The following is an 18,352-nucleotide window of genomic DNA, read 5'->3' on the forward strand; positions in this document are numbered from 1 at the left end:
GCCGCTTCACAAATCCTCTTGCGCCAAGGGAGCCGTCCACACGAGGCTAAACGGCCAAATCATCGCACACTGCACCGGTGCGGGGGCCGTCCACAGCATCAGGTCAACGTTCCAGAAGAGATGGCGGCGAACCTATTTAGAACGTGCAGCCAACTTCCGGGTTGTCGTTAAGCTTGTGCCATCCGTATTTAGTCTCAGGTTTGCGAGAGCCCACTGCCTAAGTGCGATCACGAATATTATAATACATTAGAATCGAGACAATCCATAATCCACTGAGCAGCAAGAATACGGCCAGCGAATAGATGAAACGCTGCGGGTATTGGGCCGAGTCTGAAAGAGTCGGTTGAATGAACGTTGCAAGATATAGGTGCTTGCTGTCCGCGTCCTTGCGCGCCTGTTCAAGTCCGGCAAGGGAGGTCGTGAAAAGTGCTTGAGCAAATTCTTCTTCAAGCGCCAGCTCGGAATAGTCTGCAATACGAAAGGAAATAGACGTGCGGTCGCTCGAATTTGCGTTGGTGCCGCTGCCAAGACGTTGCCTCTCATTCGCGATCTGCGCCCTCAGAGCACTAATCTGCTCCGTGATTATTCGAATGCGAGGAGAATCTTGGTCAAGATAACTTAGCAATGTTGAGCGCTCGGTCTCGCGCTTGATAACTTCTTCTTCCAGACCCGCGATCATCTCCATCGTGAGTTTGGCGTTCTCCTTCGGGCTGATTTCTTGCGTTTCTTGCCGATAGTCCAGCATCTGTTTGCGAATGGCCTTCAATCTTGCCTCCGCCTTCGCAACCGATTGTTCTGCAAACTTGACTGATTGTTGACGATTGGCTTCAGAAAGCTTGTTTACTAGGACCTCGCTACGTAGAAGAATTGCGCGCGCAATATCAACAGAGTCTTGTCGATCAAATGATCGGACCTCTACGTGAATAACGCCGGAAGTTGCGTCGTAACTCACGTCGACCATACTGTTCCAGTAACTAAGTTTTTCCTCGATCGGCAACTCAGTGCCCATTCTGAAAAGCCAGTCTGCATCGTTGCGGTTGAAAACCTTTTCCAAATTGGTTTGGTCATCTATGTCCTCGACAACGGCCTGGCTCTGCAGGTAATCATTTACAATATAACTATTGGAGCTGGTTGATTCCGAGCCGCTTGAGAACATCAGCCCCAAGACATCGCTTGCAGGGGTGCTCTGAGCGCTGCGAACAGCAAACGCTGTAACGCTGTGAAACTGGTCACTTGCCCAAAAAAACATGTAGGCAGTGAAAGCGATCGATGGAAGTAAGACAGCCAAAAAGAAACCTGCGATGATAGCGCGATGTCTTTTCTTGGGAGAAACCTTGCCAGTGGACCCGGGCAGGGTCAAATCAAGCAGACGCTGTGGGTCAAGTCCAGACTTTTTCAGCCGATCCAAAAGCGTGGTGTCTTTCGCAGGCCTCAACGGCGCAGCAGGTTTTGCGCTTTTGGGTAGCGGCACAACATCCGCATTCGATGTTTGTTTTTGTTCAGGTTTCAATGCGCTTGGTGCAGAGGACATATCTTTATCGATCCTGTTTCCAGCTGATATGCTATCGGCGCGACATGTTTTCGTCGTGCAATTCAATCGCATCGTCAATGTTAGGAAAATATCTTAGTCTTCCATCTTCAAGAACGATTCCAGCTGTACAGTATTCTTTGAGTGACTTAACAGAATGCGAAACCATAATAATATCCGAGTTTTGTAGTTTCTCGTCAAACACCAACTTACATTTCTTTTTGAAATTGGTATCGCCGACTGCTGTGATTTCGTCAACGAGATAATAGTCGAAATAGATCCCCATACTCACTCCGAATGCGAGGCGGGCTTTCATTCCTGAAGAATAGGATTTAACAGGCATGTGGTATGCATTGCCCAACTCAGCGAAGTCATCAACATATTCAACTAGGTCTTCTGTGTCATGCCCGTAAATTCGCGCAACGAAGCGGACATTTTGAGCACCTGTTAGAGAACCGTTGAAGCTGCCCTGAAAGCCTAGTGGAAATGAAACATTGGCAAACCTCCTGATGCGGCCAGAATTCGGCTTTATCGTTCCTGCAATCAGTTTGAGCAGCGTGGATTTGCCAGCTCCGTTGCGCCCAAGCAGGCCAATGCTTTCGCCACGCGGGATGGTGAAAGATACGTCTTTCGCCACATATCTGAATTGGCCCTTGTGCCTGTACCGTTTTGTGAGATGTTCCAGCCGGATCATTTTGGTTCCCGTAATCTAGCGTCAAACAGCCATACTAGCGTAAGGCCGAAAACGACCGAGAAGATGGCAAGGCCTCCCACGTAACTTAGATCAACGTAAGCTGCACGGTAGTTTGGGTAAATACCGGAACGAAACAGTCCTATGACGTGGACCAGCGGGTTCCAGAGAATTATGTGATTGAAAGGATATGGGAGTGATTCAGGCAAGAAGAAAACACCTGAAACGATAAAAGCCGGACGGTTGATAATACCCCAGATCTGCTGATAGGTGCTTGATAAGTGAAACCAGACGATGTTGGAAATCCCGACGCCAGCGCCCAGAGTGATTGCAATCAAGCTTGCTAGCAGGATTTTTTCGATCCGGCCGCTGCCAATCTCTGTGATTTGCGAGATGACACCGAATAGCAATATACAAACAACAAAAAGTGTCATCGTTTGCAACAATACTCGGGCAATGATGGTGTCGTAGGGCCTTACGATCGGATAGTTGAGCAGTGCCTGATTCGAAGAGACCGCCGTCGCTATCTGGTCCGACATGGACCGGTACATGTAGAAAACGATGTACCCCGACGCAAAGAACAAAACGAAGCTTCGCCCAAGTGGTGGAACATGCGCAATTGCCGAAAACACGGTCGTTAGTATCGCAATCGTCAGCACAGGATCGAGAACGGCCCAAAGATAACCGCCAAACTTATTGCCGTAGCGGGTCGTCATCTCGCGGATGATCAATGCGGATGTGACTGCGAATTGGTGTTTGAGACGGTTCTGACCGTATCCGTTGTTCATGTGTCCATCTAACTTGTCGATCATGCGCTAAAATAGCTATCGATCAGCTTGATGCAATAGTCGACCGGGGCGCGCAATTGACCTGATGCTGTGGACGGCCCCCGCACCGGCGCAGTGTGCGATGATTTGGCCGTTTAGCCTCGTGTGGACGGCTCCCTTGGCGCAAGAGGATTTGTGAAGCGGCGCACCAGTCGGGTGCATCCACGTGTTCGGCCTGTTTGTGCAGCTCAACATGGCTGCTGGCCCTGATGAAGTCCGCAGATCGGTTCCCTGATCAGGTCAACGCGCTCGAAGCGCTCTGCTCCCCTGGGTTTGGCCGATCCCCGGTCTGACCGGTTTGTCATCACCGCTCAGTCCTCTTTCATCATCCCTTCGCCCCCAATGGCAATCGGGACGATCTCAGGCGGCGTAGATTTCTTTTCTTGTCATGATCGCCCATGCGATTCTTGCAGTCTTGTTGGCTAGCCCGACAGTTGCCACCCGAACAGCTTTTCGTTCGAGAAGCTCCCCGAGCCAAGGTTGCTTGCTTGGGTCAGCGCGCGCCCTCCGCACGATCGCAGTCGCTCCAACCACTAGCAGTCGTCGGAGATACCCGTCTCCCTGTTTGCTGATGCCGCCAAGTCGATCCTTTCCACCTGAGCTGTTGGGGCGCGGCGTCAGGCCAAGCCAAGCAGCGAACTGACGACCCGACCGGAATTATCCTGGGTCCGGACAGCTGCTGCAATGGCGGAAGCCGTGATCGGTCCGATGCCTGGTATAGTAGCCAATCGGCGGCTGGTGTCATCGGAGCGATGCCAAGCCAGGATTTGCTTCTCAAGTCTTTCGATCTCCTCAGCGAGCTTTTTAAGTTGCTCGACAATCGAGAATAGAGCGGTGCACGCATGGGATGGCGGATCGTCCTGCTGCTCGTGCACAAACCGGTAAGTGCTCTGACGCCACCAGGTCCAGTAGCAGTGACCAAGTCAAATTTAGCCAGATGAGCACGCAGGGCTTTGATCAGTGCGGTACGTTGCCGAACCAGGAGGTCTCGGGTGTTGTGCAGCATGAGTACGCCCCGTTTCTGTCGACTTTTGACGGCGACGAACGTCATCGTCGGCCTTGTTACCGCTTCACAGATCGCTTCGGCGTCAGTTGCATCTGTCTTCCCTCGTTTCACATAGGGTTTGACGTATGCTGGTGGCATCAACCGTATCTTATGGTCGAGAGCAAGTAACTCCCGACCCCAGTGGTGTGCAGAGGCACAGGGCCCCCATCCCGATAAGGCATGGTCGCAGCGCGGAGAAGAAAGGGATGACTTCGCTTCGGCGCAACTTGCGTTTCGCGAAGACTTTTCCGTCGGCGCTGATAGCATGTACCTGAAAAACCCGCTTGGCGAGATCGAGACCGACAACGGTAATATCCTGATGCATGGAAATCCTCCTTAGACCTGACCAACGGCCAAATCATCGCAAACTGGGCCGGTGCGGGGGCCGTCCACAGCATCTGTTCAACGTGGATCGTCAATGGATGCCGCTCATTCGCGAGCTCCGTGGCGAGAATGAACCACTCCGCAAAGGCGTTTTTCGCTTAACATCTATAGGTGGTCTAGAGACGTTCAAGAAATTCCAGGGGTAAGTATAGGATTGAGCGTTAGCTGAATGAAGTCGGAGGTCTGATTCGCCAGCAATGCAGTCCTACGCGGTCGAGCGATCGTCTTGCGAGATTTCGCCGAATAGGTTGACGGCGCTCGTCGTTTCGTGATTACGCCCCCAGACACTTGCACTCGAATACAGCGTTAGACATTGATGTATTATACAAATAACTTTTCATACTGAAAATCTAATTAAAATAGCACCAAATAGTTGCGAAAATAATGAATTAGGTTGCAATTTTTCGCATTAATAGATCCTTCTTTCTTTTTGTGTTTAATGTGATGCGAAGGATTTCAAAGTGTGTATTCTTTGCATTGCTGTTCGCAGATCGCTGGATCATCCTATCGTGGCTGGCTTTTCCTGCAGCAACGGAAACAGCGCTTCGACCGCTGAAGCCCACGCCGCAACACCGGTGTACACTACCGACCAAATCGCCAACCAACTGACAAACGTTTATTGGGGGGGAATCGAGCGGTCATTCAATGTTGGCGTCGGTGGGACCATTTCCGTCAACATCTTTGGCCTGAGTTCAGCAGGTCAGACCCTCGCCCGACAAGCACTCGAATTGTGGACCGACACAACGGGCCTTTCCTTCAGTTTCACTGCCGGCAGCGCCAACATAACCTTCGACGATTCAGACGCCTGGAGAGCCTGGAACTGGTCTTCGACGGGCGGCGGAACAATCTATTCCAGCAACACCAATGTCGGCACAAGCTGGATCGGCTATTACGGCACCGGCATCAATACCTACTCGCTGCAAACCTATGTGCACGAGATCGGCCACGCCTTGGGCCTCGGTCATGCAGGCAACTACAACGGCTCAGCGACTTACGGCATGGACAACCATTATGCCAACGATTCCTGGCAAGCCTCGGTGATGTCCTATTTCAGCCAGCCGGAAAACACCTATATCAACGCCAGTTACACATACGCCATCACCCCGATGGCCGCAGATATCATCGCGATCAGAAATCTTTATGGCACCACCGGCACGACCCGCACCGGAAACACCACCTATGGTAACAACGCCAATTCCGGCGACATCATGCAGAAGATCAGCAGCACGAACAGCTATATCAGCTACACGGTCGTGGATGACGGCGGCACAGACACGCTGGATTACAGTTCTTCCAGCGCAAACCAGACGATCGACCTGCGCGAGGAAGCTATTTCCAACGTCAGAGGCTATACCGGCAATCTTGTGATTGCCCGGGGCTCAGTTATCGAAAACGCTGTCAGCGGGAGCGGCAATGACGTTCTGACTGGGAACAGTTCCAACAATGACCTCAGAGGAGGCGGTGGAGCAGACTTTCTGTTTGGCGGCAACGACAACCTTGACGTCAATACCTCGGTCGAAAAGAGCGCGGGTTTCATAGTCGCTTCCGCTTCGACCAGGCAGGGCGGAATATGGGACGGAATGGATTGGCGGTCCGGAGACTTCAATGGCGACGGGAACGGCGACCTGATGAAATTCTGGAGCAGTGACGGACGTATGTTTGCAGACGTTCACGTATCCAACGGTAGCAGCTTCACCCTTTCACGATGGGCGTCGGGTCAGGGTGGAATATGGGACGGAATGGATTGGCGGTCCGGAGACTTCAATGGCGACGGGAACGGCGACCTGATGAAATTCTGGAGCAGCGACGGACGCATGTATGCCGACGTTCATGTCTCCAACGGCAATGGTTTCACCCTTGCACGATGGGCGTCAAGCCAGGGTGGAATATGGGACGGCATGAACTGGCGCGTCGGCGACTTCAATGGTGACGGACGCGACGACCTGATGAAACTCTGGAGCAGCGACGGACGCATGTATGCAGATGTTCATGTCTCCAACGGCAATGGCTTCACCCTTGCACGATGGGCATCAAGCCAGGGTGGAATATGGGACGGCATGAACTGGCGCGTCGGCGACTTCAATGGTGACGGACGCGACGACCTGATGAAATTCTGGAGCAGCGACGGACGCATGTATGCCGACGTTCATGTTTCCAACGGCAATGGTTTCACCCTTGCACGATGGGCGTCAAGCCAGGGTGGAATATGGGACGGAATGGACTGGCGCGTCGGCGACTTCAATGGCGACGGACGCGACGACCTGATGAAATTCTGGAGCAGCGACGGACGCATGTATGCAGACGTTCATTTCTCCAACGGCAATGGTTTCACCCTTGCACGATGGGCGTCAAGTCAGGGTGGAATATGGGACGGAATGGACTGGCGCGTCGGCGAATTCAACGGCGACGGACGCGACGACCTGATGAAACTCTGGAGCAGCGACGGACGCATGTATGCAGACGTCCACGTTTCGACGGGCGGATCCTTTCAACTTTTCAGATGGCTCTCCGGCTCGCTTGAGACGGCCGACCTAAATGGCGGCTTCGTCACAGACACCAATGGCGACGGAAAGGCGGATCTGCTCTTCTACTGGAAGGATACAGAGATCAACAGCAAGATGTCCGCCAAGACCTATTCATCCGGCCTAGTCGACGCGTTCAGCAATGTCACGAACGATGTTCTGACCGGAAACGCAGGAGCGGATGTTTTTCATTTCACGACCGGCGGCGGCGCCGACGTCATCATGGACTTTGAAGATGGCATCGACAGCATATCTCTTGCCGGTTCGGGCCTGAGTTTTGCGGATCTTTACATTCAGCAGATCGGCTCAGACACCTACGTTGTCGGAGACGACTTCACAATCGAGATAAGAAATTTTCTGTTTGGAAATCTAACGGAACACGACTTCATCTTTTAACGGATTGTCCCGGCATCGAGCCCTCGGTCATATTGGACCGCAAGGCGGGTTGTCGGGACGGCAAAAGGTGTCGGAGAAAATCCCGGGCCGACGGAGACACTTTAGGCTTCGGGACTAGGCCCCCCGGCCCTGCCGAACAGCCTTTAGCTCCTGGCAGGGTACGATGATCGAACCGCAGGTTAAGGACATCCCTGAACCCGCGGGTAAAGTTCCGACCGCCGGTCAAGCCAGTTCGAAAAACTTCTCGATGTAGTCTTTTCTGGCCTTTAGCTCGCGGCTTTCGGTCCCGAATGTTTCGGCGAGCGTGTTCAACTCGGTCGAGACCCTCTCGTCAAAAGTCGAGGCGCCCTGCGCCGGCAAGTACCAGTATTTCCCGAGAGGAATGCGGTCCCGCATCCAAGACTCAGAGATGTCTGCGTAGGGATCTCCGGCCTTGAGTCGGAAGTCCACGCTCATCCTGACACCGTTCCCCTTGCGAAAAGTTCTATGCGGGCTGAAGCTGTCGAAAACCAAAAGAAAGTCGGTGCGAAGCGGCACGTCGATTTCCTCCAGCTTTTCTTTTTCGATTGGCGCGTCGCGATAACCGCCGTTGTAGGCAACGGCAGCGGGATTCGCGCGGATACTCTCAAAGAGCTGAAGCTGCGGGCAGCCTTCTTCCGTATGCAGGTAGGAAAACACGTTGATCGAGTCGGTGGGCTCTCCTGCCCAGGGATCGCAGTGCAAGTAGTCCGTCGCATCGACAAGTTTCAGATAGTCTTTGGGAGGTACTGCATGTGCTATCCGGACGTTGACCGGAAATTCTATGCCATACACACCCTCAAGTTTGCCGTTTTTCTGCAATTCCTTGGCAAGAACTTGTTCCAACTGAACCATGCTGTCCCGATATTGCTTGAAGGGAACGCGTTTACCTCTACGCAGTTCATCGAGGAACGGCTCAGTTGTAGCATGATTTGTGTTGAATTCCGCATTCAACACATGCAATACGATTTCTGAAATTCCCTGCTTTCCAGTCTCCGAAAATTGATGGAATGAGTGCATGAGTGATACTCCGAATACAGTCGTCTTTCACTGTGGTGCCAGGGGTGGCACTCACCGTAGTTGGCATAGTTGGCCATGGCCTGTGAGCTATTTCGCTTTTGATCCGTCCGCTGACGCGTTCGAAGCGCTCGACGACCTTAACGATTCCAATATCAACTTCAAGGTCATTCCAGCCGCTCTTGGCCAGTCCGAGCAGGAAACCCGACAGTTTAACATCTACGAAAAAGGCGATCTGAATTCGCTCTTCAAACTGGACTCCGGCGCGACGGAAAGGTACCGGCACGCCAACGACACGCCCGTCGAAGTCATAGAGTTCCAAACTTCGACAATGCAAGCGGTTTGCAAAAAATACAACCTTTCCCCGGACTACCTCTTGCTTGACGTGCAAGGTGCCGAAATGGAGATAATGGAGGGGGGGCGCAGCTTGCTTAAGAGCTCCATCGTCGGCATTCGGTGCGAAGTGAACGTGGCGCCGCTCTACCGGGCGTCTCCTTCTTTCTATGAGCTCGGCCAGTACCTGGACGATCTCGGCTTCTCCCTGCGCAGACTGGAAACACCTGGCAAGGGAGAGCTTGGTTTCAGCATGGACGGCGGACCGTTCAGCGATGTCGAAAAAGCTGGCCCCCCGATTTGGGCCGACGCGATCTTCATCAACAGGAAGAACCTTCTCAAGAAACTTGCGGCGGACAAGACTTCGCTTCCCAGCCTGATTTCATTCTTTTCTTTCTGCATCAACAACAACTGCGCCTTCGACGCGTTCAACGTCATCGAAGACATTCAGAAAGCGGACAACACCGATTTCCTCAACGGGCCCTTGCCGTCCGGCGCGGAAAGCGTCCTGGAAGCCATGATGAGCCACCTGGAAATGCTGGACGGCCAGCAGTTTCAAAAAACGCACCAGTACGCCGCCAGCTATTCCGAACGCCGGGCTGCCTGTGCCCGCTTCCTCCAGGGTCTCTCGGAGAAAGCGTCTCGCAACCCGGTTTAGCCGACATTTCCAAGGCCCTTTCCGGGAACCGAGCGGCCTGGATGGGAGGCCGTTGCAGGGCGGAGCGCGCCGGCCAGACCTCAGTCGGCCTTTTCTGGCGACAAGAACCAGGCGATCCGAAACCGGCCAGGGCATCGGCAAGGCGGTATTCAACTTTAGGCTGTAGTGAAAAAAGCACATGCATTCAATGAGCAACCAGACCAGACTCAGCCATATAGAGTATCGCGAAGAGCGCGTTCTCTACGCCGTATACGATCTGACGGTTTCGCCCGAGACCTTCGACATCGGCAACTTTCTGTGCCATGCGGAAATCAAGCGAATTGAGATGGGACTGGACTATTTCAAGGTCATTTTCCTGCGGGTTGCAGAGGGAAAGCAAAGGGCAGGACAGGTACACAGTGAGTCGGCACAGCTTTACAGACTGTTCAACGTTCTGATACCCGCCTGCCGGATTCACCCGAGCTGCATCGGTTATGTCCTGTGTGCGGACAGATCGGACGCGGCACCGATCCTGGCGAAGGCAGGTGCGCGGGTCATTCCGTCCGATTACACAATCGAGACTCCGACCGGAATCTACAGCTGGAAATGGACCTGGCGGCTTTTCAACGAGGGCCATTACGTCACCACGCTACGCGCACGACGCGAAGCCCGGGAAGAAGTCGGGAACTGGCTCAAGAACCAGGTTGCCGGAAAGAAGGTCGTCACGGTAACGCTGCGCGAGTGTTCGTACGAGCAGCCGCGCAACTCGGATATCGGCAGCTGGAGCCGCTTCCTCAATTCTCTCGATGATCGCCAGTTTGCCAAGATCGTCATCCGCGATCATGTGACGGCCTTCGACGAATTGCCCGCTTTCTTCAAAAATGTGCAAACCTGCAGCATTGCCTCCTGGAACCTGGAGTTCCGCCTGGCACTTTACGAACTGAGCTACATAAGCATGTTCGTCAACAACGGCCCCTGGGTGCTGGGGCTGTACGACGACAACGTCAACTCGATCATGGTAAAGCTGATTACCGAGGCGGTCCTGGTGACGTCCACCGAATTTCGAAGACGGCAGGGCGATCCGATCGACAGCAAGTATCGCTTCCTAGGGGATCACCAACACCTTTGCTGGGATACTGACACGGTTTCGAACCTCAACAAATACTTCTCCCTGGCCGACGTCACGAACAGATTGATCGACGAGGGTCTGGATCCTCGAACGCATCTCAGCGACAGCTCCCCGCAGTCGAACACCATTAGAATCGAGGCGTCACAGCTCACTGAGGAGGATGCGTCCTTCCACGACACGACCGGCGCCTTCTGCGGCACAGCCTATTTGAAACGCTTTCCAGCCGTGTCGGAAGAGATCGCGGACGGGAGGTTCTCCAGCGCCCATGAGCACTTTCTGAAGATCGGCCGCAAACAGAACTGGATGCGGACCGAAACCTTGAAACTGGACCTCGACCACCGATGCACCACCCATGCGTCGAGCGTCGCGGCCCCGGACGCCAGGGAGGCAGGGAAGCCGCAGCTGTCCGAGGCGGCGAGCTCCGAAGATCGCCTGCTTGTCAACGTCCGGGTCGGTTTGAACCCTTCGGTTCTCGGTGCGATTTACTGCGCGCTCCAGATCGAGACAATCCGGAGCGAGACCGACAAGGGCGAAGTCATCCTGAATATCTGCACCGAGCCAGAAAACGTTTATTCCAGCTGGCCGTTCAACAATGAAATACTGCCGATCTTCACGCGCCTGAGCTGCCATGTGAGAGGAATCAATTTTTCCCATACGCCCAACGAGGCGGAAGAAATCGACGCCTGGTGGGCCCAGGGGTCCGCTGAGACCTTCGCATGCGAAGCCGTTCGCGAGACGGATCGCTTCGAACAGGCAAGACAACTCAATTCTTTCCCTTCCCTGCAGCCAACGGCCGAAGCGCTGGCGCTCGCCAGCAAGTGGGAGGCCAGGAAGCTGGACGGAAAACCCTATATCGTCCTCTCGATCGATGACACGTGCGAGGTCGACGTCACCCGGCTGATGTTGGAGTTGTTTGATTTAGGTGCAAACAGAGCCCGGTTCCTGATCCTCGACAGAGACAATGTTCTCGACGAGGAAACGCTGTTTTGGGACGACCGCGTCGTTCTTTGCCACGAAGCACTCTACAATGTAGAGCTTCGCGCGGCGCTTCACCGGGGTTCGGCATTGAACGTTGCTCTCGGGACCGATCTCTCGCTGCTGTCGCTGGCTCTGGCGGAATCAAAGACCCTCGTTGTCAGGCATCAGGATGTTATGATTTTTTCCGCGACCGTATTTGATCGCAACGAACCAACGAGATATTCGAGCGTCAGGCAACTAGCCAAGGTTGTCCTGTCGTGCGCAGGAGTTTAAAAAAGGGCTCCGTCGGCGACCGGAGATGTCTCGCACACATGCGCGTAAGTATGCGACATAGTCTGCCGTGCTCCCCTGATTGTCCGCATTCATAAGTTAGCTCTGTTCACGGTGTGATCTTAGTTGGACTGAGTTGCAAATTCATGGGGTGTAAGCCCGTCAAGGCTCGTATGGGGTCGGTTCAGATTGTAATCGATCCTCCAGTCTTCAATGATGTCCCGGGCGTGGCGATAGCTGCGGAACAGATGTTCGTTGAGGCATTCATCCCGAAGCCGGCCGTTGAAGCTCTCGACATAACCATTTTGCATCGGTTTTTCCGGTGCGATGTAATGCCAATCGACGCTGCGGTCCTGCTGCCATTTGAGCATCGCGTTTGAGGTGAGTTCCGTACCGTTGTCGCTGACCACCATCAAAGGATAGCGACCGCGGCGCTCAGCGATCATGTCCAGTTCCCGTGAAACCCGGGCTCTGGAGATCGAGTTGTCGACCACCGCTGTAAGACATTCGCGACTGAAGTCATCAATGACACACAGGATACGGAACCGGCGCCCGTCAATCAGGGCATCGGAGACGAAGTCGAGGGACCAGCGTTGATTAGCGGCTTGCGGCACAGCCATCGGCGCTCGCGTTCCCAGAGCTCGTTTCCGGCCGCCACGCTTGCGCACCGTGAGACGCTCTTCCCGGTAGATCCGGTAGACCTTCTTCCAGTTGGCTTCTATGCCTTCGCGCTTCAGCAGGATGTGCAGACGACGATAACCAAAGCGCCGTCTCTCCGAAGCCAATTCCTTCAGCCTCTGACGTAACCCGGCATCATCGGATCTCGTCGACCGATAGCGGTAAACACGCGGATCGATGCCGACCAACCCGCAGGCGCGGCGCTGCGAATAGCCCCTGGTCCCAATTGCCCAGCTCACGGCATTCCTCCTTGAGCCAGGCGTCAGAAGTTTTTCCGAGCATCTCGCGGAGCGTCGACACATCCATCATCGACTCCGCGAGCAGCTCCTTCAGCTTTGCGTTCTCTTCTTCAATGGTCTTCAGCCTTTTGGCATCAGCCACCTCCATGCCGCCGTACTTCGAACGCCACTTGTAAAAGGTTGCATCGCTGACACCATATTTGCGACAAAGCTCGGCGGCCGAAATGCCCGCCTGATGTTCTTTCAAAATACCGATGATCAGTTCTTCAGAGAACCTGAATCGCTTCATTGTCTGTATCCTTTAACTGGGAACAGACTAACCTCAAATCGAGGAACTTTCAGGGGAGCACGTCAAGCACTATGGGCGATAGTCAAAACCGTCGGAAACTAGCGAACGCTTCGTGTCAATTTACTTTAGGGCCCCAGATGCTGTTTTCTATGTGCTTGAACATTCGACCCGGCTCATACACGTCTCGTGTTTCAGATTGCATTCCCGGCTCGTGTTGCTCGACCTTGGAGATGATGTCTTCGGCCGTGTAAGCCAAATGCATCTCTCCTTTCTCGATATAGTCGTGGAACACGTCCTGTCCCAATTCTCCGAGGACTACGGCTGCCTTGCCGTGAAGTTTTGACAGGAGAACGACGGTCGAGAAGTAAGTCACGACAGCGTCTGAAAACTTGACCAACAGATTGATGTCGGTGCCGTTGGCGAACGTTGTCTCGAAATTCGTGATACCGGATTTCAGCAGCTGCACTGCCCAAATGTCCGCACTTTCCATAACTTCTGGATGCGGACGAATGAGCCACAGCCAGTCTTTCGGCGCTTTCAGCATTGCATCGAGGGCGACTGCGGGAATCATGCCTTTGCCATGCTGTCCAGCAAAAACGACGATCTTCCGGTAGTCCTGGCGCATCTTGTCGAAAGCCTTGACGGTAACGCTTTCGATCTCAGCCGCGGTTTCCGACGCACCGTAGTTCTCCATCTGGTTTCCAAGATAGATCGGCGCAAATCCGTTTAAGCCAGTGTTCTTTTGCTCAAGGACAGTTGTATAAGTCGTCAGGTCCCATGTCGCCAGGTACTCCGGCAGCGTATTATACTGCCGGCTCTTGCTCTGTCTCCAATGCGTATAGGGCCAGCAATGACGTCCGCCGACACCGTGCATTATCTCAACGGTCGGGATAGCCAGCTTCTTGCAGGCCGCGACAAGTCCCTGCGTGCCATGAACGTGATCCAGGCAAAGAGTGGTGTAGACGATCAGGTCCCTCTCATCTTTCAGGTGCCGATAGGCCAGTTCCATTTTGCCCAGAACGTTGCTGAGGTATCGGACCCAGATCGCCACTTCGGGAAAGATCGCCTTCGGAACCTGGAACGCCTTGCTTACCAGTTCCGCAAGATATGAATAAACCTCGCTTCCGTGCCTCCGAAGCCGGGGGCCATACTGCCAGGCGATCACCTCCCTGAACCCCTCCTCCTCCCTGAGGACGTAGGAATTCGCTCCCTTGTGATATCCGGAAAGCGGATTCTCATACTCTATGAACGCGACCTTGCCGGATCCGGCGGCCCCGTCATCCGAGCGACTTCGCTGCGACAGAAAGCGGCCGAAGTCCCGGTGCTTCAATACGCCGGCGTTGTCGACGATCCGATTCGCTCGCGAAAACAGCAGATGCCTGTACCCGTCCAGTTCTTCGAGCGGATCGTGTCGCGCGTACTCTCCATGGGGTGGGGCGAGCGCCTGCGGGCTCCCCATCGGAGCAATGCCCAGATCATATTTCTTCTTCGAGGCCGGGGCAGCCGACCGCGCAGGATCGCTCCCCCGGTTCAATCGTGTCAGGCTCGTCAGCTTGCTTTCTAATTCTGTTTGAACCTCGTTGTTTCGTCCCAAGATCTTTTGCTCGAAGTTATGGCCGATGATCGAGCGCAGCATGGGCCAGTAATCGATGCCCGCGACGGTGAGCGCTTGTGTGTTGACCTCATCCTCGATGGCAATCAGCAAATCACAGACGTCTTTTCGATAGGAAGACGGATCTATTTCGTCGAATGTTGCCACGTATCGAGCCCTCAGTTCAGCACATGCATGTTGATCTCGTCCTTCTCTTCCTCGCCCCCTATTCGGTTTTGCACCTCGGTCCAGTCAACCTTGTCGACCATCTGCCTGAAGAGTTTTGTGACGGTCTCGACGCGTTCTTTTTCCCAAACGACTTTCTGATTTGCCGTTGCGTGCGGGTATCCCTCGCCGGGAAGCATGTCGATGAAATGGAAATCCGTGTCCCGCTTGAAATTGAACAATACATAAGGCTGGGGCGAATAGGCGACGGGCACGGCCGGGCCGCTCGGCCCTCCCAGATATGCTCCGCATGTCAGGCACAAGGCTATGTCTGTCGCGACATCGGTCGAGAAATGCTTGACGATCACGACATTCCGAAGATTCTGGAGCCTCAACACCTCTTGACTTTGCGCTTCCCGTTGCCCGCACACGACGAAGAATACATATTCCGGAAACGTCGTGACGCTCTTGCGCAGAAAGTCTTCCCAGACTTCGAGATCCGAATTGCGCCTGTCGTCGTAATGCTGACGATTGGCCCTCAGATGCAAAGCGACGGGACGCCGGTCGGAAGCATGATTCCTGATAAACTCGATGGCCGTCCTCCTCGCGGTGTCGCTCAAAGGGTAGTCCGGCCTCACGTCCGCGGACTTGAACGCATACTGAATGAAGTCGCAATTTCTCTTATAGTAAGCCCCGTTGCCGAAAACGTCCTCGAGCGGAGGCCAGAACACGTATTTCTTCCTTAAGGTTGATATGTATTTCTTGTAATGTTCAATATTCCCAAATATTGCCACATCTTCTACGTTTGACAGCGACTTGACCGTCGCCATCAGGTCGAAAATCTTGAGAAAGTATTGTTCTTTCGAAACCTTCTGATCGCCACGGTCCGGCTTTTCCGGATCCACCAGAAAGATCACATCGATTTTCAGCTTGCCGCAGGCAGCCTCGTGAAGCTTGCAGAGCGTATTTGCAGCGACGTACATATACAAACACTCTCCGATGCTATACGGCATCTTGTTCATGTTGATTGTTACAAGGACATGAGAAGGTTTCTTGTCCTTTATTATGTTTTTCAAGCTGCCGGATGCCTGCCGTTCGACGACGTTGAACTGGTCGAGGTCGAATGAAGACGCCAGAATTTCCATTTCCAGGCGGGCCTTTTCATTCCCGTGCTTCAGCACAAATACGACGCCATCGACCAGACCTGCTCGCGCACCGCGCTTGTACGCCCGGCGCAGGACATTTGTCAGTATCTCCGCTTTCTTTTGATTGCCGAGCGGTGCCGCGATGACACCGTCGATTGCGGCGCTCACCTGCAAGTTGGACACCCGCACTTCGGCTATCTTATTGTGAAGGAAGGCCTTTTTTGGCGCGCACTCCAGAGCCCGGGAGTAGAAGTGCTCAGCGTTCAGGTATTGTCGGCACGCGTTATACTCATAGGCAAGGGCACTGAACGCGCGGTCGCTCTTGGGACTGACGGTCACCCATTCATGTGCCGCATTGATGCGGTCGGCCCTGGAGGCCTTGCCTTCCTGCAGGAATTTCAGGTGGCCTGCACGGATATCTGGGGCCTTCGGACAGATTTCCAGCAACAGGCGCCAGAGAGACAAGGCGGTCGAGCTGTTGTCGAGAGCCTCTTGCGCGGCACACAGATCAATAATCTCTTCAATGCTCATGGTGTTTCCAAAGCTTCGGAGATCCACCTTTGCCCCTCCCGCACCCGAAACAAGATCCTTCGGAATCCGTTTCTTCTTGGTGTTTCTTTCGAAACCTAATAAGCGCGAGATGGACTTTTTCAAGCCCTTGCCGGAACTGACTATCTTCTTCAGCGTGCTTGAGCCCATGATGGTTCGCCTAGCTTCGTGAGGGTGTACAAGGTGCGAAAGGACTAACTCATGCCTGCCCCAGACTCAAACGCTAAAACCCTTCGCATTTTTTCGGATTGCAGGAGCGCGGATTCGAGGCTTTGAACCATGCCAGAATTGCCAGAGCATCCAGCCGCTGAGGACGATGGAGCTTGACTTGAAGCCCGGTCCATCCACTTCATCGCGACGTCCGCTTGCGGATCTACACCGAGTGCGAAATGCGAAATTTGGTGCGCCGGAGATTCGGCTGGTTGGTGACCCAACACAATCAGGTGCCGGATCGATGGAATGAACTGGAGTCACGTCATTAGAGTCAACAGTCTAACTCTCAAGTCGGGAGGGCTGACTTTGCTTTTTTCCTTACCAGCGCCCTTTTGCGCCAGAAATCCAGCGTAACTGCCGTCTTCAAAATTGCTATAATCATTTTCCCACGGGCGTTCTTCTGCAGCAATATAATCCAACAGCCACCTCGAAATATATCCATCCCGTCGTGGGGCATAGCTGGATTTGAACTTGTGATAGGTGGCGCGGGCGAAAAGCTGTCGCCAGTCACCGCGCAACAGAGCAATGGTAGAGCGGTTCCGGGCGTCGATAACATCCGCCTTGAACTGTTTGTATTCCTCCGTCTCGAGCAACTCCCCCTGCCCTTTCCCCAAGGCGAATATATTCACCTTGAAGAAATCATTATGCATCTCGTTCAAAGCCTTTTCTGTCCAAAGCACAAATTCTCGAACACCCGGGGCTTTTTCATTGTATTCAACATCAAAATATTTACTCAGCTCAACGTTAAAGTGCGCGCCAGAATTCGTTGCTATATAATAATCTTCGCTGTCCGGGTTTACCATGGACAAAAATACATCATGATAAGTATTGCTTATTCCTCTGACCCCCGGGCCATATGGAATTTCTTTCATAGGATTCCGCGGGACTATGACATATGGAACAGGGAGAAACGTATTGATCAATATTCTATTTTCAGAAGAATCTTCTCTATTGAAAAGGTGACCGCAGAAATCAATACTCCGCTCCTCTTTCCAGAAATGTGGATAAATGAGAGGATGTAGATTGCTCAACGCGATATCGGCCAGATCTTCCTGAGGAATTTCTATTACCCCATCTTCTGCAGGGAAATTCTTCTCGATTTCTTCGATAACCTTTTCTTTTATCGCTCTGAAATTAAATGACGCGACCACCCGTTTGCCGATCAACAACGCGTCAACAAATTCCACGAAGCTGTCTTTCGCCCAAACGGCGTCAGCCGGTATCGACCCAATCGCGTTTCCATGTTCAGAGGCTGCGCGTATACCGACGTTCTGCAGTTCCGACATTCTGTCAAACTTGTGACGCCGTTCCATTTGACCGACTTCGATGACCAATTCTCCCAGATCCTCCAGAGAGTTGAGAAGAGGAGAACTGCTCAGAACGGAAGCGCCGTGGCTATCCGTCACGAAATGAAAAATGGATCTGAAGTGCTTAACAAAGTACGGCAGATTTCCTTCCTGCAACAACGAAGGAAGAACGATATTCAGAAACGTATCAATGTAGTCATCGCCCCATAACACACAAATAAAACGAACTTTGAAATTTTCCGCCTTTACATCCATTTTCACCGCAATCCATTTCTAGGGAATCAACATCTTTTTCTTATCTTGTATCTGCTTTTTATCTTGTATCTCTTGATATGCTCTCCAAGGCCGGTCTCGGACGATTTTTCGACGATGGAGTATGCATATCGCTCCGGTGGCATACA

The 18,352-nt window shown here is 53.3% G+C and carries 11 protein-coding genes and 1 pseudogene; 3 read left to right on the forward strand and 9 right to left on the reverse strand.

Translation table 11 applies throughout. From position 1 onward, the window contains the following. Positions 1 to 217: 217 nt before the first annotated feature. From FIV00_RS27135 to FIV00_RS27150, 4 genes and pseudogenes are all read right to left on the reverse strand, one after another. Complete coding sequence (locus tag FIV00_RS27135) at positions 218 to 1,531, reverse strand: RkpR, polysaccharide export protein (RefSeq protein WP_152503628.1); 1,314 nt, start codon at positions 1,529 to 1,531, stop codon at positions 218 to 220. A 31-nt stretch (positions 1,532 to 1,562) separates the two neighbouring features. Then, a complete protein-coding gene (locus tag FIV00_RS27140; RefSeq protein WP_152503629.1) occupies positions 1,563 to 2,222 on the reverse strand; it encodes an ABC transporter ATP-binding protein in 660 nt (219 codons plus the stop codon). Continuing rightward, on the reverse strand, positions 2,219 to 3,007 hold the full coding sequence (locus FIV00_RS27145) for an ABC transporter permease (protein ID WP_209006728.1): 789 nt from the start codon (positions 3,005 to 3,007) through the stop codon (positions 2,219 to 2,221). Before FIV00_RS27145 ends, FIV00_RS27140 begins: the two co-directional genes overlap by 4 nt. Positions 3,008 to 3,406: 399 nt before the next feature. Next, positions 3,407 to 4,416, reverse strand: a pseudogene (locus FIV00_RS27150) (IS110 family transposase). 520 nt (positions 4,417 to 4,936) lie between these two features. On the opposite strand from FIV00_RS27150, the gene FIV00_RS27155 reads away from it, so the two are divergent. After that, complete coding sequence (locus tag FIV00_RS27155; protein ID WP_152503631.1) at positions 4,937 to 7,393, forward strand: M10 family metallopeptidase C-terminal domain-containing protein; 2,457 nt, start codon at positions 4,937 to 4,939, stop codon at positions 7,391 to 7,393. A 222-nt stretch (positions 7,394 to 7,615) separates the two neighbouring features. Here FIV00_RS27155 and FIV00_RS27160 read toward each other — a convergent pair whose 3' ends face one another. Further along, positions 7,616 to 8,431 carry a hypothetical protein gene (locus FIV00_RS27160; RefSeq protein ID WP_152503632.1) on the reverse strand — a complete coding sequence of 272 codons (816 nt, stop codon included), beginning with the start codon at positions 8,429 to 8,431 and terminating at the stop codon, positions 7,616 to 7,618. Here FIV00_RS27160 and FIV00_RS27165 point away from each other — a divergent pair. Then, positions 8,430 to 9,419: an FkbM family methyltransferase gene (locus FIV00_RS27165; protein ID WP_152503633.1), complete on the forward strand. Its 990-nt coding sequence runs from the start codon at positions 8,430 to 8,432 to the stop codon at positions 9,417 to 9,419. The two genes, FIV00_RS27160 and FIV00_RS27165, sit on opposite strands and share 2 nt — an antisense overlap. Positions 9,420 to 9,606: 187 nt before the next feature. Further along, positions 9,607 to 11,778 carry a hypothetical protein gene (locus FIV00_RS27170; RefSeq protein WP_152503634.1) on the forward strand — a complete coding sequence of 724 codons (2,172 nt, stop codon included), beginning with the start codon at positions 9,607 to 9,609 and terminating at the stop codon, positions 11,776 to 11,778. Positions 11,779 to 11,897: 119 nt separating this feature from the next. Here the strand turns inward: FIV00_RS27170 and FIV00_RS27175 are convergent. From FIV00_RS27175 to FIV00_RS27190, 4 genes are all read right to left on the reverse strand, one after another. Further along, positions 11,898 to 12,981, reverse strand: a protein-coding gene (locus FIV00_RS27175) for an IS3 family transposase (protein ID WP_152503635.1) whose coding sequence is annotated in 2 segments (ribosomal slippage) — positions 11,898 to 12,726 and positions 12,725 to 12,981 — 1,086 coding nt in all. Because the reading frame shifts where the segments join, the coding sequence is not laid out codon by codon here. 115 nt (positions 12,982 to 13,096) lie between these two features. Further along, complete coding sequence (locus FIV00_RS27180) at positions 13,097 to 14,740, reverse strand: hypothetical protein (protein ID WP_152503636.1); 1,644 nt, start codon at positions 14,738 to 14,740, stop codon at positions 13,097 to 13,099. A gap of 11 nt (positions 14,741 to 14,751) precedes the next feature. Next, on the reverse strand, positions 14,752 to 16,581 hold the full coding sequence (locus FIV00_RS27185) for a M48 family metallopeptidase (protein WP_152503637.1): 1,830 nt from the start codon (positions 16,579 to 16,581) through the stop codon (positions 14,752 to 14,754). A 320-nt stretch (positions 16,582 to 16,901) separates the two neighbouring features. Beyond that, positions 16,902 to 18,206 (reverse strand): hypothetical protein, encoded by a 1,305-nt coding sequence (locus FIV00_RS27190; protein WP_152503638.1) that lies wholly within the window; start codon positions 18,204 to 18,206, stop codon positions 16,902 to 16,904. Between the last annotated feature and the right edge of the window lie 146 nt (positions 18,207 to 18,352).

Source organism: Labrenzia sp. THAF82 (genome assembly GCF_009363435.1).
GTDB classification, from domain to species: Bacteria; Pseudomonadota; Alphaproteobacteria; order Rhizobiales; family Stappiaceae; genus Roseibium; species Roseibium porphyridii.